21 protein-coding genes are annotated in these 17998 nt (G+C 39.0%); all 21 read left to right on the forward strand.

The genetic code is table 11. The annotated features are described in order from the left end of the window. The first annotated feature begins 1 nt into the window (after position 1). The 21 genes from NQ540_RS04275 (at position 2) to NQ540_RS04375 (ending at position 17996) form a co-directional block, all read left to right on the forward strand. Entirely contained in the window at positions 2–1588 is a 1587-nt protein-coding gene (locus NQ540_RS04275) for an amidohydrolase (protein ID WP_005605270.1), read from the forward strand. A gap of 255 nt (positions 1589–1843) precedes the next feature. Continuing rightward, positions 1844–2305 (forward strand): MarR family winged helix-turn-helix transcriptional regulator, encoded by a 462-nt coding sequence (locus tag NQ540_RS04280; protein ID WP_005605272.1) that lies wholly within the window; start codon positions 1844–1846, stop codon positions 2303–2305. A gap of 5 nt (positions 2306–2310) precedes the next feature. Then, positions 2311–3261: a beta-ketoacyl-ACP synthase III gene (locus NQ540_RS04285; protein ID WP_005605273.1), complete on the forward strand. Its 951-nt coding sequence runs from the start codon at positions 2311–2313 to the stop codon at positions 3259–3261. A 26-nt stretch (positions 3262–3287) separates the two neighbouring features. After that, positions 3288–3518 carry an acyl carrier protein gene (locus NQ540_RS04290; protein WP_005605278.1) on the forward strand — a complete coding sequence of 77 codons (231 nt, stop codon included), beginning with the start codon at positions 3288–3290 and terminating at the stop codon, positions 3516–3518. A 22-nt stretch (positions 3519–3540) separates the two neighbouring features. Continuing rightward, complete coding sequence (gene fabK, locus NQ540_RS04295) at positions 3541–4494, forward strand: enoyl-[acyl-carrier-protein] reductase FabK (protein ID WP_039848752.1); 954 nt, start codon at positions 3541–3543, stop codon at positions 4492–4494. An 82-nt stretch (positions 4495–4576) separates the two neighbouring features. Further along, positions 4577–5530 (forward strand): ACP S-malonyltransferase, encoded by a 954-nt coding sequence (gene fabD, locus NQ540_RS04300; protein WP_039848753.1) that lies wholly within the window; start codon positions 4577–4579, stop codon positions 5528–5530. A 4-nt stretch (positions 5531–5534) separates the two neighbouring features. Continuing rightward, positions 5535–6266 (forward strand): 3-oxoacyl-[acyl-carrier-protein] reductase, encoded by a 732-nt coding sequence (gene fabG, locus NQ540_RS04305; protein ID WP_005605282.1) that lies wholly within the window; start codon positions 5535–5537, stop codon positions 6264–6266. Positions 6267–6286: 20 nt separating this feature from the next. Continuing rightward, the gene (gene fabF / locus NQ540_RS04310; protein ID WP_005605283.1) at positions 6287–7522 is read left to right on the forward strand and encodes a beta-ketoacyl-ACP synthase II; all 1236 of its coding nucleotides are present in this window, start codon (positions 6287–6289) and stop codon (positions 7520–7522) included. Positions 7523–7525: 3 nt separating this feature from the next. After that, the gene (gene accB / locus NQ540_RS04315) at positions 7526–7996 is read left to right on the forward strand and encodes an acetyl-CoA carboxylase biotin carboxyl carrier protein (RefSeq protein ID WP_005605284.1); all 471 of its coding nucleotides are present in this window, start codon (positions 7526–7528) and stop codon (positions 7994–7996) included. A 24-nt stretch (positions 7997–8020) separates the two neighbouring features. Continuing rightward, complete coding sequence (fabZ, locus tag NQ540_RS04320; RefSeq protein WP_005605285.1) at positions 8021–8452, forward strand: 3-hydroxyacyl-ACP dehydratase FabZ; 432 nt, start codon at positions 8021–8023, stop codon at positions 8450–8452. Positions 8453–8456: 4 nt separating this feature from the next. Then, the gene (gene accC, locus NQ540_RS04325; protein WP_039848754.1) at positions 8457–9827 is read left to right on the forward strand and encodes an acetyl-CoA carboxylase biotin carboxylase subunit; all 1371 of its coding nucleotides are present in this window, start codon (positions 8457–8459) and stop codon (positions 9825–9827) included. Positions 9828–9852: 25 nt separating this feature from the next. Beyond that, positions 9853–10713 carry an acetyl-CoA carboxylase, carboxyltransferase subunit beta gene (gene accD / locus NQ540_RS04330; RefSeq protein ID WP_005605287.1) on the forward strand — a complete coding sequence of 287 codons (861 nt, stop codon included), beginning with the start codon at positions 9853–9855 and terminating at the stop codon, positions 10711–10713. Continuing rightward, a complete protein-coding gene (accA, locus tag NQ540_RS04335) occupies positions 10710–11477 on the forward strand; it encodes an acetyl-CoA carboxylase carboxyl transferase subunit alpha (RefSeq protein ID WP_005605288.1) in 768 nt (255 codons plus the stop codon). Before accD ends, accA begins: the two co-directional genes overlap by 4 nt. 86 nt (positions 11478–11563) lie before the next feature. Beyond that, a complete protein-coding gene (locus NQ540_RS04340) occupies positions 11564–12625 on the forward strand; it encodes a M24 family metallopeptidase (protein ID WP_039848755.1) in 1062 nt (353 codons plus the stop codon). Between the two features lie 100 nt (positions 12626–12725). Continuing rightward, entirely contained in the window at positions 12726–13115 is a 390-nt protein-coding gene (locus tag NQ540_RS04345; RefSeq protein WP_005605292.1) for an Asp23/Gls24 family envelope stress response protein, read from the forward strand. Beyond that, a complete protein-coding gene (gene nusB, locus NQ540_RS04350) occupies positions 13115–13576 on the forward strand; it encodes a transcription antitermination factor NusB (protein ID WP_005605293.1) in 462 nt (153 codons plus the stop codon). Before NQ540_RS04345 ends, nusB begins: the two co-directional genes overlap by 1 nt. Positions 13577–13889: 313 nt before the next feature. Continuing rightward, positions 13890–14738, forward strand: a complete 849-nt coding sequence (folD, locus tag NQ540_RS04355) for a bifunctional methylenetetrahydrofolate dehydrogenase/methenyltetrahydrofolate cyclohydrolase FolD (protein WP_005605295.1) — start codon at positions 13890–13892, stop codon at positions 14736–14738. Positions 14739–14741: 3 nt separating this feature from the next. Continuing rightward, positions 14742–16076, forward strand: coding sequence for an exodeoxyribonuclease VII large subunit (gene xseA, locus NQ540_RS04360; RefSeq protein WP_005605297.1), 1335 nt, complete (start codon positions 14742–14744; stop codon positions 16074–16076). Beyond that, positions 16076–16288 carry an exodeoxyribonuclease VII small subunit gene (xseB, locus tag NQ540_RS04365; protein WP_005605298.1) on the forward strand — a complete coding sequence of 71 codons (213 nt, stop codon included), beginning with the start codon at positions 16076–16078 and terminating at the stop codon, positions 16286–16288. The genes xseA and xseB overlap by 1 nt, the downstream gene beginning before the upstream one ends. Positions 16289–16292: 4 nt before the next feature. Beyond that, positions 16293–17171: a polyprenyl synthetase family protein gene (locus tag NQ540_RS04370; RefSeq protein ID WP_156780408.1), complete on the forward strand. Its 879-nt coding sequence runs from the start codon at positions 16293–16295 to the stop codon at positions 17169–17171. 9 nt (positions 17172–17180) lie between these two features. Further along, complete coding sequence (locus NQ540_RS04375; protein WP_005605300.1) at positions 17181–17996, forward strand: TlyA family RNA methyltransferase; 816 nt, start codon at positions 17181–17183, stop codon at positions 17994–17996. Positions 17997–17998 lie beyond the last annotated feature (2 nt).

A 17998-nucleotide genomic window follows, 5' to 3' on the forward strand; every position in this document is an offset into this window, starting at 1 on the left:
TATGCACTATTATTTAAAAAGTAAGAATATCTTCATTGGAGACACAAATGAAGCAGTACCTGCTATTTTAGAAATCAAAGATGGCGTGATTGTAAACCATTTAGATTACAATACTTCCCTTGTAGGGGAAGTTATCGATGTAGGAGACCAATTAGTGACTCCTGGGTTTATTGACGCGCATGTTCATTTGTATTTGTCTGCTTTAATTCATTTAGGAAAAATGAAAGCGGTGGGAGGAGCCTCTATTGAAGAAGTCATCACACAAGCGGAATCCATTCCTGAATATAATGGTTGGAAAATTGGAATTGGATGGTATGCGAGTGATTTTGGACAGCAAATTTTGCCAACGAATGAAGACCTTGATAAAGCTTCAAAGACAATTCCTATTTGTTTAATTGCAGGGGACGCTCATACGATTTGGTTTAATTCAAAGGCACTAGAAGTACTCGAATTAACCCCAGAAGCCATTCCACAAAACATTGGTGGAGAAGCAGTTGTAAAAGACGGCAAGCTAACAGGAGTATTTCTTGAAGCAAAAGCCATCTATTATTTATCAAAAGTATTATCTGTTTATAAAGACGATGAAGAACAGGCGTTAAAAAATTATATGTCATACTTAAACCAAATGGGTGTGACGGCAGTTGGGGATGTGGCCTTAACGGGTGAAAGTCCTGATGATATTGTATACCCTGAGCTTTACGCAAAAGTGGAAAAAGAGGCCACTGTACGTGTTAGCTTCTTCCCAGCGATGCGTGAGGCAGTAGAACAAAACCGTGAACTGTACAAAAAATACCGTTCCAAAATGCTTCAAATGGGTGGCGTAAAGCAATTTTATGATGGAGTGACAAGTTCTCATACCGCCTATTTGAAAGAGCCGTATCCAATGCCGTTCTTCGAGGGAGATGTCGGAGGGCCACTCTTAACAGAAGAAAAGATGGAACGTTTAACGCTTCTTGCCAATAAAGAAGGATGGCCAATGAGAATTCATACGGTAGGCGATAAGGCCATTGCTTTAACGCTTCAAAATTTCAAAAAGGCTCAAGAAGAAACCCCCTTTGACGCACCGTATAAATTCAACACGATTGAGCATTTAGAAGTGATGGATCCTACAGACCTTCCATTAACGGCTCAAGCTTCCCTCATTGTTTCTGTTCAGCCAAGTCATTTATTAGTCGGATATGAAACTTTAGATGAAGAAGTTGGAGCAGAGCGTGCGCGTCATATGTTCCCGTTCAAATCCTTCTTAGAAGAAGGTGCGACGCTTGGTTTTGGAACGGATACGCCAGTGGTACTGGATGTTACACCGTTTGAGTCGATGTTTAACGCGGTAGCCCGTCAAACTAGAGAACAGTTACCGGAACCTTGTTTAATGCCTGAACAACGCATTTCTATTGTTGAAGCATTAAAGGCGCACACCAGTGGTGCCGCTAAAGCATTAAGTCGATTAGATATCGGAACATTGGAAGTAGGCAATTTGGCCGATTTTGTCGTTTTAGATAGAAATATTGTAGCAGGAAATCCACAAGACTTATTAAAAGTGGAAGTGGTAGCAACCTATGTAAATGGGAAATGTGTTTTCAAAAAGTAGTTCAAAAGCTAGATAGAGTCTTCTATCTAGCTTTTTTCATATATTTTCAGCTGGATAGTTTTCTTTCAAAATTGTTGTTTTTATGAAAATGAAAAAATTAAAATCCCTTTGTTATCATAATGTAAGCACTAATAAATTTGAAGATAGTTTGAATTTCAAAATAACTTACAAAAAATAGTTTGACAGTCAAAGTAAAAAATAATATACTTTGAACATCAAATGATTTGATATTCAAACAAAAGGAGAAAATCTTTTATGGAACCAACTCTAGAGACCATAAACGGGTACTTGGTGGACGTCTTTAACCAAATGCTCGACATTGAAGAATCTTCGCTGGCGCAAAGCCAATTTAATGATTTATCCATTAAAGAGATGCATGCCATTGAAGCGATTGGAATGTATAGCGAACATACGACAACGGAAGTCGCTAATAAATTGAATGTCACTGTTGGGACGCTAACAGTTGCAGTAAATGCATTAGTCAAAAAAGGCTACGTGGTTCGTTTGAAGAGCGAAGCCGATCGAAGAATTGTAATTTTAGGTCTGACCAAGAAAGGTCGCTTACTTTATCGTCTTCATCGTAAATTCCATGAAAAATTAGTTTTAAAAACAATTGAAGGAATGAACGCTGAAGAAATGGCAGTTCTTGTGAAGGGGCTTCATAATTTACATGATTTCCTACACGAGGCTGTACTAGCAAATCAAGAAGGGAAGTAGACATTGTGGGGGTTCAAGTGATAGCGACAAGTTCCTATCTCCCAACGTCCGTGATCACAAATGATGACTGGGCGAAACGAGTAGATACTTCTGATGAATGGATCGTAAAGAGAACAGGAATCAAAACCCGATATTGGGCAAAAGAACAGACAACAAGTGATTTGGCAACAATTGCCGCAAAACGCTTAGTTGAAAAGAGTCAGATTAATCCTGAATCTATTGAATTTATCATTGTAGCAACGATGACACCTGATGCAGCAAGTCCTTCTTGCGCGTCTCTTGTACAAGGAGCTATCGGAGCAACGAATGCTTTTGCGTTCGATGTGAGTGCAGCTTGTAGTGGTTTTGTATTTGCATTGTCTACTGGACTAAAGATGTTAGAACACGGGCAAAGAAAATACGGAATCGTCATCGGAGCAGAAACGATGCTTAGTTCACTCGATTGGGGAGACCGCTCAACGGCTATTCTCTTTGGAGATGGTGCTGGAGCTGTTCTTTTACAAAAAGATGAAGAGCCATTTTTTTTGGCGGAAACATTACAAAATGATGGACAGAAATCTGAGGCATTAGTCGCTGGAAAAAGAATGACAAATCAAACAGTTTCAACCATGACAATGGATGGTCGAGGCGTTTATGAATTAGTCAGCAAAACTGTTCCAGTCAATATCCAAGATACTTTACAAAAGGCTGGATATACAGCTGACGATATTGATTTGTACTTGTTACATCAAGCAAATCGTCGTTTAGTCGAACAAGTGGCTAAGAAATTAAAACAACCGATCGAAAAATTCCCAATGAATATCGATCATGTTGGAAACACTTCGGCTGCTAGTATTCCGATTTTATTTAATGAACTCGTAGAAAATGGAACATTGAAAATCGGAGAACATAAAAAAATTCTTCTATCAGGTTTTGGCGGTGGCCTTGCCTGGGGAAGTATCACAATCACATTATAATTTTTAAAATATTGGAGGAAAACACAATGACATTTGAAAAAATTCAAGCAATTATCGTAGATCAATTAGGTAAAGAGGAAGAAGAAGTACAATTAACTACTCGTCTTAAAGATGAATTAGACGCAGATAGCTTAGATTTATTCCAAATCATCAACGATATCGAAGATGAATTCGATGTAAAAATCGATACTAAAGAAGGTCTAGAAACAGTTCAAGACTTAGTGAACTACGTTGATAAACAATTAGCTGAAAAATAATCACAAAAAAGGATGGTAACACATGAAATCAAGAATCTGCGAAATGATTGGAATTGAATATCCGATTATCCAAGGAGGAATGGCATGGGTTGCAAATCCTGCGCTTGCAAGTGCTGTGTCTAATGCTGGCGGTCTAGGAATCGTTGCATGCGGACATGCTCCTGGCGAAGTCGTTAAAGGATTTATTGAAGAAATGAATCGTTTAACAGATAAACCTTATGGTGTAAATATTATGCTATTAAGTCCATTTGTTGATGAAGTAGTGGATGTTGTCTGTCAGGCTGGCGTTAAAGTGGTTTGTACTGGTGCTGGTAGTCCTGGCAAATATATGGCGAAGTTTAAAGAAGCTGGTATCACAGTTATTCCAGTTGTCGCTTCGGTTGCTTTAGCAAAAAGAATGGAAAAAGAAGGAGCAGATGCTATTGTAGTAGAAGGAATGGAAGCCGGTGGACACATTGGTAAGTCCACAACTATGGCTCTATTACCTCAAGTAGTAGATGCAGTGAGTGTACCAGTGATTGGTGCAGGTGGTATCGGAGATGGTCGCGGAATGGCAGCTGCTTTAATGTTAGGTGCCGATGCGGTTCAACTAGGAACAAGATTTTTGGTCTCTACTGAGTGTACTGCACATGACAACTTTAAAGCTTCTGTTTTAAAGGCAAAAGATATCGATACTGTTATTACTGGACAAATTACAGGTCACCCAGTTCGAGTTTTACGTAATAAATTAACGAAGATTTATCTTCAAGCGGAAAAAGAGGAAACTAGTAAAGAAAATCCTGATTTTGAACGTTTAGAAGAAATTGGACGTGGTGCTTTACGTAGAATCGTAGTGGAAGGAGATACTCAAATGGGATCAATGATGGCTGGACAAATTGCTGGTTTAATCTCAAAAGAACAAAGCTGTTCAGAGATTATTCAAGAATTGATGGCCGAATCTCATGAAGTCATCCAGAAAGAACTTGCACGTTTTTAATTAAATGAAAAAAGGGAATGGTGAAATATGCTTATTTAGCATATTTCCACCATTTTTTTTACAGCGCAATAGGAGGAAACTCATGAAAATCGCATTTTTATTTCCAGGTCAAGGAAGTCAAAAACCACAAATGGGCTTAGAAATTGCTGAGCACTTCGAGGTGGCTAAAGCTGTTTTTGAAGAAGCAAGTAACGTTCTGCCATACAGTGTGACGGACATTCTTTTGGAAGAACCTGCCACACGAATCAATCAAACAGAATATACGCAACCGTTGTTATTAACGGTTTCTCATGCGTTAGCAAGTGTATTAGAACAAGAAGGCATCATACCAGATGTGGCTGCTGGATTGTCTCTAGGTGAATATTCAGCGCTTGTGGAAGCAGGAGTCCTTGACTTCAAGGAAGCTCTAAATTTAGTCGCCAAACGCGGTCAATATATGCAAGAAGCGGTTGTAGAAGGCGAAGGGAAAATGGTGGCCGTTTTAGGTCTTGAAGACAATGTTATCGAAGACATTTGCCTTGAAGTCTCTACACCAGAAGCACTTGTAGTTCCTTCAAACTACAACACACCAGGACAATTAGTCATTGGTGGTCATGCAGAAGCAGTTGATGTTGCAAGCGAAAAATGCTTAGAAGCTGGCGCTAAAAGAGCTGTGCCACTAGTAGTATCTGGACCTTTCCATACACCATTAATGAAAGAAGCGAAAGTTCGCTTTGCTCCTGAGATGGAAGTGGCAGAGTTACACGAAAGTAAATGCCCGGTATTAAGCAATACGTTAGGCACTCCACATGAAGGCGTACCTTCAAAAGACGTTCTCTGTGATCAAATTACGAATGCCGTAAAATGGAAACAAAATGTAGAGTGGATGCTTCAAGACGGCGTAGATGTCTTTATTGAAGTAGGTCCTGGCAAAACATTGACGCAAATGGTGAAACAAATTGCCAAAGCAAAAGGTGCTTCTGTTCAATTATTCCAAACAGATAGCCTTAAAGCAATGTCAGAAACCATTGAAAAAGTAAAGGAACTGAAAGGATAACGAAATGAAATTTAAAGATAAAACAGTTGTTGTAACAGGGAGCCGTCGTGGGATTGGTCTTGGGATCGCATTAGAATTTGCCAAACTTGGTGCTAATGTTGTTTTAAACGGTACTCGTGAAATTGATGCAGAAACACTTGCTCAATTTGATGCTTATCCTGGTGAAGTGATGACGTTTGTTGGAGACGTTTCGAAATTCGACGTAGCTGAAAACTTTATTAACGAAGTAAAAGAGCGTTTTGGACGCATTGACGTGTTAGTCAATAACGCTGGAATTACGCGAGATGGTTTATTAATGCGTATGAGTGAATCTGATTTTGACGATGTAATGAATATTAACTTAAAAGGATACTTCAATATGATTCGTTTTGCGACTCCAGTTTTCGTAAAACAAAAATCAGGAAGCATTATTAACATTACAAGTATCGTTGGGGTTACTGGAAATGCAGGTCAAGCAAACTATGCTGCAAGTAAAGCTGGAATCATTGGTTTAACAAAATCTGTTGCTAAAGAAATTGGTTCTCGTGGGATTACAGTAAATGCTATTGCTCCTGGATACATCGATACAGATATGACACAAGCATTACCTGAAAAGATTCGTAATGAGTGGGAAAAACAAATCCCAGTACGTCGTTTTGGTACAGTAGAAGACATTGCTGAAGCATGTGTGTTCTTAGCGGAAACAAAATACGTTACAGGACAAGTGTTAAACGTTAACGGCGGATTATACATGTAATCTCTTAAAGGAGGAAAACAATGAATCGAGTAGTAATTACAGGAATGGGAGCCATCACTCCTTTAGGAAATGATGTAGCAAGCTTCTGGGAAGGCCTTAAAGAAGGTAAGAACGGAATTGCTCCAATTACAAAATTTGATAAAAAAGACTTAGATGTTTATGTGGCTGCTGAAGTGAAAGACTTCGATGCTACAAAATACATGGATCGTAAAGAAGCAAAACGAATGGATTTATTCTGTCAATACGGACTTGCAGCAGCAATGCAAGCGGTAGAAGACAGCGGGATTACTCCAGAAAATACAGACTACGACCGTTTTGGTGTTATGGTGGGTTCTGGTATCGGTGGGTTAACCGTAATGGAAAGCCAAATCATTAAAATGCATGATAAAGGTCCAACTCGTGTAGCTCCATTATTTGTTCCAATGGCTATCGGTAATATGGTCGCAGGAAATATCTCAATGAAAATTGGTGCACGTGGTGTATGTACGTCATTAGTAACTGCTTGTGCAACAGGAACTCATGCCATCGGGGAAGCATTCCGTAACATTAAACATGGATACTCTGATGTGATTTTAGCCGGTGGTGCGGAAGGTTCTATTTGTGAAATCGGAATTGCAGGTTTTGCGGCTTTAACGGCTCTTTCAAGCAGCGAAGATCCAAATGCAGCTTCATTACCATTTGACAAAAAGCGTGGCGGATTCGTAATGGGTGAAGGAGCAGGGGTTCTTGTTCTTGAAAGCCTAGAACACGCACAAAAACGCGGTGCTAAAATTTATGCAGAAGTCGTTGGATATGGTGCTACCGGAGATGCTTATCATATGACTGCTCCAAATCCTGACGGAAGTGGTGCTGGTAAAGCAATTCTACAAGCTATCGAAGAAGCAGGAGTAACTCCAAGCGAAGTAGACTATGTGAATGCTCACGGAACAGGTACTCCAGCAAACGATTCTGCTGAAACAACTTCAATTCGTTATGCATTAAAAGAAGCAGCGGATAAGGTTCATGTGTCTAGTACAAAATCAATGACTGGTCACTTATTAGGAGCTGCAGGAGCAATTGAAGCAATTGCTTGTGTGAAGGCAGTTGAGGAAGATTTTATTCCACCAACGATTAATGTTACAGAGCAAGATGAAGCTTGTGATTTAGATGTAACTCCAAATGTTGGTGTTGCAACGAAAGTAGAAGTAGCGATCAGTAATTCACTTGGTTTCGGAGGACATAATGCCGTTATCTGTGTGAAGAAATGGAAGGATTAATACATGAATGTAGAAGAAATTAAAGAACTAATGACTTTGTTCAATGAATCGAACATGACGGAGTTTCATTTATCAAATGAAGAGTTCGAAGTGCAATTTAGTAAACGTGAGGAATACCCTCAAGTCGTTTCTAATGCCGTTGCACCCGTTGCAAACGTGGCAAGTCCAGTAGTAGAAGTTGCACCAGTAAATGCCGCTTCTTCTGCAGAAGCTCAAGAAACACCACAAGTTGCAACAGATGCAAAATACATTACAAGCCCAATCGTTGGGGTGGTTTACTTACAATCTTCACCAGATGCAGATCCATTTGTACAAGTGGGTAAACAAATCACTTCAAACGATACTGTATGTATTGTCGAAGCAATGAAAATCATGAACGAAATTAAGAGTGACTTCAATGGTGAAGTGGTGGAAGTCCTTGTAGAAAACGGCCAAATGGTTGATTTCGGACAAAAACTATTTGCGATTCGCTAAACCCAATTTTAGGAGGAAAAAAAGATGAACATTATGACTGTAACTGACGTAGCTGAGTTAATTCCTAACCGTCAACCAATTTTATATATCGACCGTGTTGATGAATTAGTACCAGGTGAACATGTTGTGGCGCGTAAAAACGTGACATTTAACGAAAGCTTCTTCCAAGGACATTTCCCTGGTGAACCTGTAATGCCTGGTGTGTTAATCGTTGAAGCATTAGCACAAGCTGGTTCAATCCCATTATTAAAACTTGATTCTTTCAAAGGAAAAACAGCTTACTTAGGCGGATTAAACAATGTTAAATTCCGTCAAAAAGTAACTCCAGGGGATGTGTTAACACTTCAAGTGGATATCGTTAAATTAAAAGAATATGCAGGAATCGGTAAAGGCGTTGCTTATGTCGATGGTAAGAAAGTCGCAGAAGCTGAATTAACCTTTATTATTGGACGTTAAGCCTATGTTTAATAGAGTACTAATCGCAAACCGTGGAGAGATTGCTTGCCGTATTATTCGAGCTTGTCGTGAGTTAGGAATTGAATCGGTAGCAGTCTATTCCCAAGCGGATAAAGATGCTCTTCATGTACAATTAGCGGACCACGCTGTCTGTATTGGCCCAGCTGCTTCAAAAGATTCTTACTTAAACGTAGAAAATATTTTAAGTGCGGCTGTGACTACTGGCGCACAAGCAATCCATCCAGGATTTGGATTTTTATCTGAAAATGCGAAATTTGCTAAAATGTGTGCAGAATGTCAAATAACTTTCATCGGACCTTCTAGTGAAGTTATTTCTCAAATGGGAGATAAAGCAGAAGCACGTAAACAGATGATTGCAGCAAATGTACCAGTTATTCCAGGAAGCGATGATATAGTGCCAACTGTAGAAGAAGGGATTGAACTGGCTAAGCGAATTGGATTCCCTCTGTTAATCAAAGCTGTCGCAGGTGGCGGAGGAAAAGGAATCCGTCGTGTGGAGTCTGTGGAAGAATTTGAACATCAATTTGTCACAGCTCGACAAGAAGCCTTACAAGCCTTTGGAAATGCAGATGTGTACATGGAAAGAATCATTTATCCTGCAAAACATATTGAAATACAAATCTTAGCGGATCAACATGGAAATGTGGTCCATCTTGGCGAGCGTGATTGCTCACTTCAAAGAAAAAATCAAAAAATTATTGAAGAAGCTCCAAGTCCTTCTCTTTCTTCTCAACTTAGAAGAGATATGGGAGAGGCAGCTGTTCGAGCCGCCAAAGCAGTAGGGTATCAAAATGCAGGGACCATCGAGTTTCTTGTAGATGAGGATAAACACTTCTATTTCATGGAAATGAATACCCGAATTCAAGTGGAACATCCTATTACAGAAATGATTACGAATGTGGATTTAGTCCAACAGCAAATCAAAATTGCTGCTGGAGAAGAGCTTCCGTTTACCCAAGAGGATATCTCTTTTTCAGGACATGCCATTGAATGTCGTCTAAATGCTGAAAATCCATTTGAAGGATTCCGACCTTCTCCAGGGAAGGTAACGTTCCTTCATCAACCTGTTGGTGGAATGGGCGTTCGTATTGAATCTGCTCTATATACTGGCTATCAGATTCCACCTTTCTATGATTCGATGTTAACGAAGTTGATTGCACATGGAAAGACACGTGAAGAAGCGATTCTAAGAATGAAACGCATGTTATTTGAATTAGTAGTAGAAGGTGTAGATACCAACCAGGAATTTGTGGAAGATTTATTAGATTCTTCAGCATTCAAACGCGGCGATTATACAACTGCTTATGTTGAATCGGAATTTTTGAAACATTGGAATCAGCCTAAAGAGAATTAGAATGATTTAGTAAAGGAGTGATTAGATGGGTCTGTTTAAAAGACGATCGTATATCACCATCAATCGTATAAAAGTAGACTTGTCTGAGCAGTCTGAGTTACCTACTGTACCAGATGGAAAATGGATTAAATGTCCTGGTTGTGGTAAGACCGTCTACAAAGAAGATTTAGGGGCACTAAAAGTTTGTCCAAATTGTGATGCGCATTTTCGAATTAGTGCTTCAGAACGTTTAGCCATTACGGTCGACAAATTCGAAGAGCTTTTTGAAGATGAAAAACCAAAAGTGGATGTGGCATTTCCAGGGTACGAAGCGAAATTAGAAAAAGCAGCAAAAGTTGCTAAAGAAAATGAAGCTGTTACTGTCGGGATTGCTACCATTGGAGAAGAGACCTTCATTTGCTGTGTCATGAATTCATTTTTTATGATGGGTTCAATGGGACAAGTTGTTGGTGAAAAAATCACCAAGGCTTTTCAGGAAGGAATCAAACGCCAATTGCCAGTAGTTATTTTTACTGCTTCTGGAGGAGCTAGAATGCAAGAAGGAATTTTTTCTCTGATGCAAATGGCTAAAATTTCTGGAGCGGTTGAAGAACATCATCAAGCTGGATTATTTTATTTAACCGTATTAACAGATCCAACTACAGGTGGGGTAACAGCTAGTTTTGCGATGCAAGGGGATATTATTCTTGCTGAACCTAAAGCCATCGTAGGATTTGCAGGGAAGCGAGTTATTGAACAAACAATGAATCAACAACTTCCTGATGATTTCCAAACAGCGGAAACCGTGCTAGAGCAAGGTTTTATTGATGCAGTGATTCATCGTAAAGAGATGAAAAAAACAATTCATAAACTTCTTGTACTTCATAGAAAGGAGTCAAATGCATGAAACCGATGAAAATTGTTTCGTTGGCGCGTGACGTGAATCGTCCAACGACAAAAGAATGGATTAAAGCTGTATTTGACGATTTCATTGAATTACATGGAGATCGTTATTATGCAGATGATAAAGCTTTAGTAGGTGGGATTGCTACCTTAAATGGAACTCCTGTTACCGTTATTGGGATGGAAAAAGGGCATACTCTTCAAGAAAATCTCAAAACGAATTTTGGCCAAGTGCATCCAGAAGGATACCGAAAAAGTGCACGATTGATGAAGCAAGCGGAGAAGTTTAATCGTCCAATTGTTACCTTTATTAATACAGCGGGTGCTTTTTGTGGGGCTACTGCAGAAGAACGTGGAATCGGAGAAGCTATCGCGGATAATCTTCGTATTATGAGTCATCTCAAAGTTCCCATTATTGCCATTCTCTGTGGTGAAGGCGGTAGTGGTGGAGCCTTAGGGTTGGCAGTCGCTAATGAAGTTTGGATGATGGAGTACGCGATGTATTCTATTCTTTCTCCTGAAGGATTTGCATCTATTTTGTGGAAAGATGGATCGAAAGCTGCCCAAGCTGCTGAACTCATGAAATTTACTTGTCATGATTTATTAGATCAAAAAATTGTTGACCGAGTGATTTTTGAGAAGAAAAAATCTAATGAACAAATTGCATCAGAATTACGTGAGCAATTAAAAGTACAATTAGATTTTTGGATGAAGAAATCGAAAGAGGAGATTGTATCTCGTCGATTAGAACGATTTAATCAGTATTAAAAATGAGTAAAATCAAGGAGCCTGACTTTGTTGTTAGGCTCTTTTTTGTTATACTAAAGTTACCATTTTCATTGGAGGGATTGTTTATGACACGTTTAGAAAAAGTAAGAAATTCCATGAAAGAACAAGAAATTGATGGATTCATTGTTTATAGTCCATACAATTTACGTTATTTAGCCAACTTTACTGGAACAACTGGGTTTGCATTAATCACATTAACAGACGCTTATTTTGTTACCGATGCTCGTTATACACAACAAGCTCAACAACAAGCACAAGGATTTCATGTGATTGAACACAAAACAGGTTGGGTTCCAGCATTTGAAAAAATCATTCGCGAAAACGACTTAAAATTTGTTGGGTTTGAAGCAGACCATGTTTCAGTTTCTCAATTAGAAATCTTTGAAGATGCATTTGATACAGCATTAATTCCAACACAAAACATTGTCGAAAAAATTCGTGAAGTGAAAGACGCAGGAGAAATTCAAACAATTCGTGAAGCATGTCGTATTTCAGATGCTGCATTTTTACACATTTTAGATTTCATCAAACCAGGAGTGACTGAAATCCAAGTGGCAAATGAATTAGATTTCTATATGCGTGGACTAGGTGCGACAGGAGTTTCATTTGATACGATTATTGCAAGCGGAGTTCGTTCTTCAATGCCTCACGGAGTTGCGAGTGCAAAAGTTATTGAAAAAGGTGACCTTGTAACACTAGACTTTGGTTGCTATTACAATGGGTATGTGTCAGATATGACTAGAACCATTGCAGTAGGCGAACCTATCGACCAATTAAAAGAAATTCACGATGTTGTCTTACAAGCTCAATTAAAAGTAAGTGAAGCAGCGGGTCCTGGTAAAACAGGTGTAGAATTAGACAAGATTGCTCGTGACTACATTTCTAGCCGTGGCTATGGAGAATACTTCACTCATTCAACAGGACATGGTATCGGTCTTGAAATCCACGAAGCACCAAATGTTTCTCGTATTGCAACACAAGCATTTGTACCAGGAAATGTGATTACAAATGAACCAGGAATTTATCTTCCAGGTGTGGGTGGAGTACGTATTGAAGATGACATTATTATCAATGAAACTGGCGGCGAAGTCATTCAACAAGTTCCTCGTGAATTAATCATCCTTTAAAATGGACTGTAGTTGTTAGAATACCTGTTTCATGGTAAACTAAATGAGACTGAGAAAATCTTTTAAAGAGTAATTTTCTAGTAAAAAAGGAGGTTACAAAATGGAACAAATGAAGAAATATTCTAAAGATAAAGAACTAGGCGCTATTGAAATTGCACCTGAAGTAATTGAAAGTATTGCAGGGATTGTAGCTGCACAAGTAAAAGGATTTTATCCTGTTCCTGGTTTATTAAATACCATCTTTGGTGGGAAAGAACTATCTAAAGGGGCTTACTTAACAGAGGAAAATGGATCCTTTGTAATCGATATTTACGGAAACGTAGACTATGGGGTTTCAATTCCTAAAATAGCATTATTATTACAAAACAAAATTAAAGAACAATTGCTATTCAGTTGTGAACTCGTTATTTCACAAGTAAATGTTCACGTTCATGAGATTTTACCTGTGAAACAAGAAGAAACTGAATTATTTGAATTGGGGGATGAATAGTGAGTCGTAAACCATTAAAAAGACGAGCACTACGTGTGTTGGCAATTCAAGCATTATATCAATTAGATATGACTCCTGAAATGCACATTGTGGATGCGCTCAGTCTTGCGTTGGAATGCTCAGAAGATTCACCTTATTCTAGCGATGCAATTACGGAAGAAGATTTAATAAATGAAGTGCCAGAAATTGCATACAGCATTGCATTAGTAAGAGGAGTACAAAATAATCTTGAAAAGATTGATGGATTAATTGAAAAACACTCTAAGAGATGGAAGTTAAATCGTATTGTACGTTTAGACTTGATCATCATGCGAGTAGCAATCTTTGAGATGACTTCTCCAGAATTAGAAGTTCCACAAACTGTAGCGTTAAACGAAGCAATTGAAATTGCCAAAACTTACAGTGATGAAAAATCAGCGAAATTTATTAATGGTATCTTATCAAACTTTGTAAATGGGTAAGATTCTAAGAGGAGAGTCTGAAGCAAACGTTTCAGACTCTTTTTTAAAACAGGATGTGAGTCTTCGCGGGTAGAAATCGACCACTGGACCAAACCAACGCAAGCATCGTTAAAAACGATGTGCGTATGGTTTGGGAAGTGGACGCGATTTCTGCGAAGACGAACTCAACTTCAGGATGCGAGCAATCTAACACGCAGCCACCTTCTTCGCGCTCAATAATTAACATATATGTTAATTCACACATTTGTTAATTTCACCATACATATTTTATTTTTATCAAAACTAGAGATTATTTTTTAAAAAGGAGACTTCTATGACGCAAATTCTAGATGGGAAAGCATTAGCTGGAAAAATAAGAGAAGAACTAAAACAGGAAGTACAACAACTTTCTAAGAGTGGAGTTACACCTTCACTAACGGTTATTCTCGTTGGAGAAGACCCAGCTAGCCAAGTATACGTGCGTAATAAAGAACGCGCTGCTACTGAAGTAGGCATTCATTCAAACGTGATTCGCCTCAGTGAAGAAACGACACAAGAAGAGTTATTAGAATACGTGAATATACTCAACCATGATGTTAGCGTTCATGGGATTTTGGTGCAATTACCCTTGCCAAAGCATATCGATACAGATGCAGTCTTAGAAGCAATCGTTCCTGAAAAAGACGTCGACGGTTTTCACCCAGTAAACTTAGGAAAGTTACTTCAAAAAGATGAATCGATTGTCCCATGTACTCCACAAGGAATTATGGAATTCTTCAAAGAATACAATATTGACCTTATTGGAAAAGAGATGGTGATTATCGGCCAAAGTACAATTGTAGGACGGCCAATGGCACTTTTAGGGTTGAATCATGGAGCGACAGTTACGGTTTGTCATAGCCGTACAAAAAATCTAGAGCAAGTGGCAAAACGCGCTGACATTCTCATTAGTGCAGTAGGGAAAGCAGGACTTATTACAAAAGACTTCGTAAAAGAAGGAGCCGTTGTGATTGATGTTGGGATTAACTGTAATGAAGCTGGAAAACTCTGTGGAGATGTTGATTTTGAAGAAGTGGCACCACTCACAAGTGCTATTACACCAGTTCCTGGCGGAGTAGGTCCAATGACGATTGCGATGTTACTAGCGCAAACCGTAAAAAATGCAAAAAGTAAGAAGGAGTAGGACATGGAACAAGAATACTTAACCGTCAGTGCGCTGACGAAGTATATTAAAACTAAATTTGACCGTGATCCGCACTTAGACCGCGTTTATTTGACGGGAGAAATTTCGAACTTTAATAAAAATAGTGTGCATAAGTATTTCAACTTGAAGGATGAAAATGCGATTATCGCAGCAACGATGTTCCAAGGCGCCTATAAGAAAATTCAATTCCAACCCGAAGAAGGAATGAAGGTTCTTGTGATTGGTCGTGTTACGGTCTATGAGAAATCTGGGAAATATCAAATGATTATTGAGCACATGGAACCAGATGGAGTAGGAGCTCTTTATCAAGCCTATGAACAGTTGAAGAAAAAATTAACTGAAGAAGGAGTATTCTCTGGACCGAAGAAACCGATTCCTGTATTTCCAAAGAAAATTGCGATTTTAACGAGTGATACAGGTGCCGTTATTCGAGATATTCAAACAACAGTTGCTCGCCGTTTCCCGATTGCGCAACTCGTGTTATATCCAACAGTGGTCCAAGGAGTGCACGCGGTTCCAAGCATTCTTAAAAATTTAGACTTAGTAGAACAGTCGGATGCTGATGTTGTTATTATTGGTCGTGGTGGAGGTTCCATAGAAGATTTATGGGCCTTTAACGAAGAACCTGTTGTAAGACGTGTTGCTTCATTCTCACTACCGATTATCTCGAGTGTTGGGCATGAAACTGATACGACCTTAACGGACTTTGCAGCTGACCAACGTGCAGCAACACCGACTGCTGCAGCTGAGCTCGCGACACCGGTACTCAATGACATCCATTTAACACTTGGAAACTTAACGGGTCGCTTGCAAACAACGATGCTTAACCAATTGAACACTCGTAAAGAGTTATTAAGTAAACTAGAAAAGTCTGGTATTTTTGTAAAACCAGAACGCATGTATGAAGTGTATGCACAGCAAGTGGATCAATTGCGATTGAAGTTGATGCAAGGGATGCAACAAAGACTTCATCTGGCAAAACAACAATCGATGCAATTTACGCACCGTCTGCAATTATTATCGCCAGAACAATTGTTAATTCAACAAAAGCAAAAACTTGAATGGTTACAAAAGCAATTACTTGATAGTAATCAAAACTACTTGCAGGATAAGCAAATTAGGTTCCACCAACTAGTAGAGAAATTGGATTTACTCAGTCCATTAAAAATTATGACGCGAGGATACGGTATTGTGTTTAAAAAAGGAACAATCGTAAATTCGGTAGAACAAATTGAAAATAATGAAGAAATAGAGATTCGGTTAAGTGATGGTCTTGTAAATGCGACCGTTAATGAAAAGAACAAGGAGAGTTTATAATGGCGAAGAAAACATTAAAATTTGAAGAAGCAATGTCTGCATTAGAACAAATCGTTAGACAATTGGAAAGTGGAAATGTTCCACTTGATGAAGCATTAGATAAATTTAAAGAAGGAATGGAACTTAGCCAATTTTGTAATGAAACATTAACAAAAGCAGAAGAAACTGTTCGCGCAATGATTACAGTGAATGCAGAAGGAAAAGAGGCATAGTCCTATGGTGAAGGCTGTCATTCAACAACTTCAACAAGACGTAGCCAATCACTTAACAAAGCTTATTGAAGAAAGACCAACAGAAGCTCGCTTGAAAGAAGCTATGCTTTATGCGGTACAGTCCGGTGGGAAACGCATTAGACCGCTCTTAACGCTTGCAGTTGGTTCTGCTGGAACATCGACAAATAAAGCCGCGTTAGACTTAGCATGTGCCTTAGAGATGATTCATACGTATTCCCTTATTCATGATGACTTACCGGGAATGGACGATGATGACATGCGTCGCGGTCGTCCAACTGTGCATAAAGCGTTTGACGAAGCCACTGCGATTTTAGCTGGGGATGCATTACTGACATTAGCATTCGAAGTGGCTGCAAATGCCAACTTGGAAGCACGTCAATTAGTGGAAGCCGTGAAGATTTTATCGAGTGCTTCTGGTATGAGTGGCATGATTTCTGGCCAAATGAAAGATATTGCTAGTGAAGAAGTGACGATTACTCTCGAACGAATGAAAGAAATCCATCGTGAGAAAACCGGCGAGTTACTACTAGCTGCTGTTCGTCTTGGGAATCTTTTTGTCGATGATGCGAAGATGAAAGAAGCTTTTGTTTCTTATGCAACTCACTTTGGTCTAGCATTCCAAATTCAAAACGACTTACAAGATGTATGTTGGACAAGTGAACAAACGGGTAAAGAAACAGGGAAGGATTCAGAACTAAGTAAAAATACGTATCCGAGTCTTTTGGGTGTAGAAGGTGCAAAAGAAGCCCTATCAACTGAAATTGCCTTTTGTAAGAATGCTTTGGATGGAGTAGATTTTACGTTAGAGAACGAACAAACCAAGGCTCTTCTCATTGAGTTTTTAACGTATTTAGAAATATAGGAGTAACAAATGGAAAAAGAACGTGTGGATATTCTGGTCGTCCAACAAGGATTGACGGATTCCAGAGAAAAAGCAAAACGTCTTGTCATGGCTGGACAGATTGTGGATGCAGTGAATCATAACCGATACGATAAACCAGGGGAGAAAATTCCTGTAACGAGTTCATTGATGATTAAAGGAGAACCGTTAAAGTACGTCTCTCGTGGCGGCTTGAAATTAGAAAAAGCCTTAAAAGAATTCGATGTCAGTGTCGATGGAAAGATTTTATTAGATATTGGTGCATCTACTGGTGGATTTACAGATGCGGCCTTACAAGACGGGGCAAAACAAAGTTACGCACTCGATGTGGGCTATAACCAATTAGATTACAAACTACGCCAAGATGATCGTGTTGTTGTCATGGAGCGAATGAATTTTCGTTTCGCTACACCAGATGATTTTACAAAAGGACAACCGGATGTAGCATCCATCGACGTGTCGTTTATCTCGTTGAAACTGATTTTACCGCCATTAAAACCAATTCTAAAAGAAGTCGGCGACGTGCTTGTATTGATTAAACCACAATTCGAAGCAGGTCGTGAACGCATTGGGAAAAAAGGAATTGTCAGCGATCCAAAAGTCCATGAAGATGTATTAGTGGATATTTTAAGCTTCAGTGAACAAATCGGATTTACTGTAGAAAAAGTAACGTATTCACCAATCACTGGTGGAAGTGGAAATATTGAATTTTTAGCGCATTTAAGAAATACGGCTCCAAATGAGGTTCGTTCATTTGAAGAACTCGCGCGTGAGACGGTTAAAGAAGCGCAACGATTAAAAAAGTAAAG

Origin of the sequence: Granulicatella adiacens ATCC 49175 (assembly GCF_025150565.1) — a bacterium.
In the GTDB taxonomy this organism is placed as follows: domain Bacteria; phylum Bacillota; class Bacilli; order Lactobacillales; family Aerococcaceae; genus Granulicatella; species Granulicatella adiacens.

Coding starts and splice junctions, on each gene's coding strand:
- NQ540_RS04345 (WP_005605292.1), top strand. CDS start 12,726: ATGGAACAAATGAAGAAATATTCTAAAGATAAAGAACTAGGCGCTATT.
- NQ540_RS04280 (WP_005605272.1), top strand. CDS start 1,844: ATGGAACCAACTCTAGAGACCATAAACGGGTACTTGGTGGACGTCTTT.
- NQ540_RS04370 (WP_156780408.1), top strand. CDS start 16,293: ATGGTGAAGGCTGTCATTCAACAACTTCAACAAGACGTAGCCAATCAC.
- folD (WP_005605295.1), top strand. CDS start 13,890: ATGACGCAAATTCTAGATGGGAAAGCATTAGCTGGAAAAATAAGAGAA.
- NQ540_RS04340 (WP_039848755.1), top strand. CDS start 11,564: ATGACACGTTTAGAAAAAGTAAGAAATTCCATGAAAGAACAAGAAATT.
- accC (WP_039848754.1), top strand. CDS start 8,457: ATGTTTAATAGAGTACTAATCGCAAACCGTGGAGAGATTGCTTGCCGT.
- xseB (WP_005605298.1), top strand. CDS start 16,076: ATGGCGAAGAAAACATTAAAATTTGAAGAAGCAATGTCTGCATTAGAA.
- NQ540_RS04375 (WP_005605300.1), top strand. CDS start 17,181: ATGGAAAAAGAACGTGTGGATATTCTGGTCGTCCAACAAGGATTGACG.
- accA (WP_005605288.1), top strand. CDS start 10,710: ATGAAACCGATGAAAATTGTTTCGTTGGCGCGTGACGTGAATCGTCCA.
- xseA (WP_005605297.1), top strand. CDS start 14,742: ATGGAACAAGAATACTTAACCGTCAGTGCGCTGACGAAGTATATTAAA.
- NQ540_RS04290 (WP_005605278.1), top strand. CDS start 3,288: ATGACATTTGAAAAAATTCAAGCAATTATCGTAGATCAATTAGGTAAA.
- accD (WP_005605287.1), top strand. CDS start 9,853: ATGGGTCTGTTTAAAAGACGATCGTATATCACCATCAATCGTATAAAA.
- accB (WP_005605284.1), top strand. CDS start 7,526: ATGAATGTAGAAGAAATTAAAGAACTAATGACTTTGTTCAATGAATCG.
- fabF (WP_005605283.1), top strand. CDS start 6,287: ATGAATCGAGTAGTAATTACAGGAATGGGAGCCATCACTCCTTTAGGA.
- fabD (WP_039848753.1), top strand. CDS start 4,577: ATGAAAATCGCATTTTTATTTCCAGGTCAAGGAAGTCAAAAACCACAA.
- fabG (WP_005605282.1), top strand. CDS start 5,535: ATGAAATTTAAAGATAAAACAGTTGTTGTAACAGGGAGCCGTCGTGGG.
- fabK (WP_039848752.1), top strand. CDS start 3,541: ATGAAATCAAGAATCTGCGAAATGATTGGAATTGAATATCCGATTATC.
- fabZ (WP_005605285.1), top strand. CDS start 8,021: ATGAACATTATGACTGTAACTGACGTAGCTGAGTTAATTCCTAACCGT.
- NQ540_RS04275 (WP_005605270.1), top strand. CDS start 2: ATGCACTATTATTTAAAAAGTAAGAATATCTTCATTGGAGACACAAAT.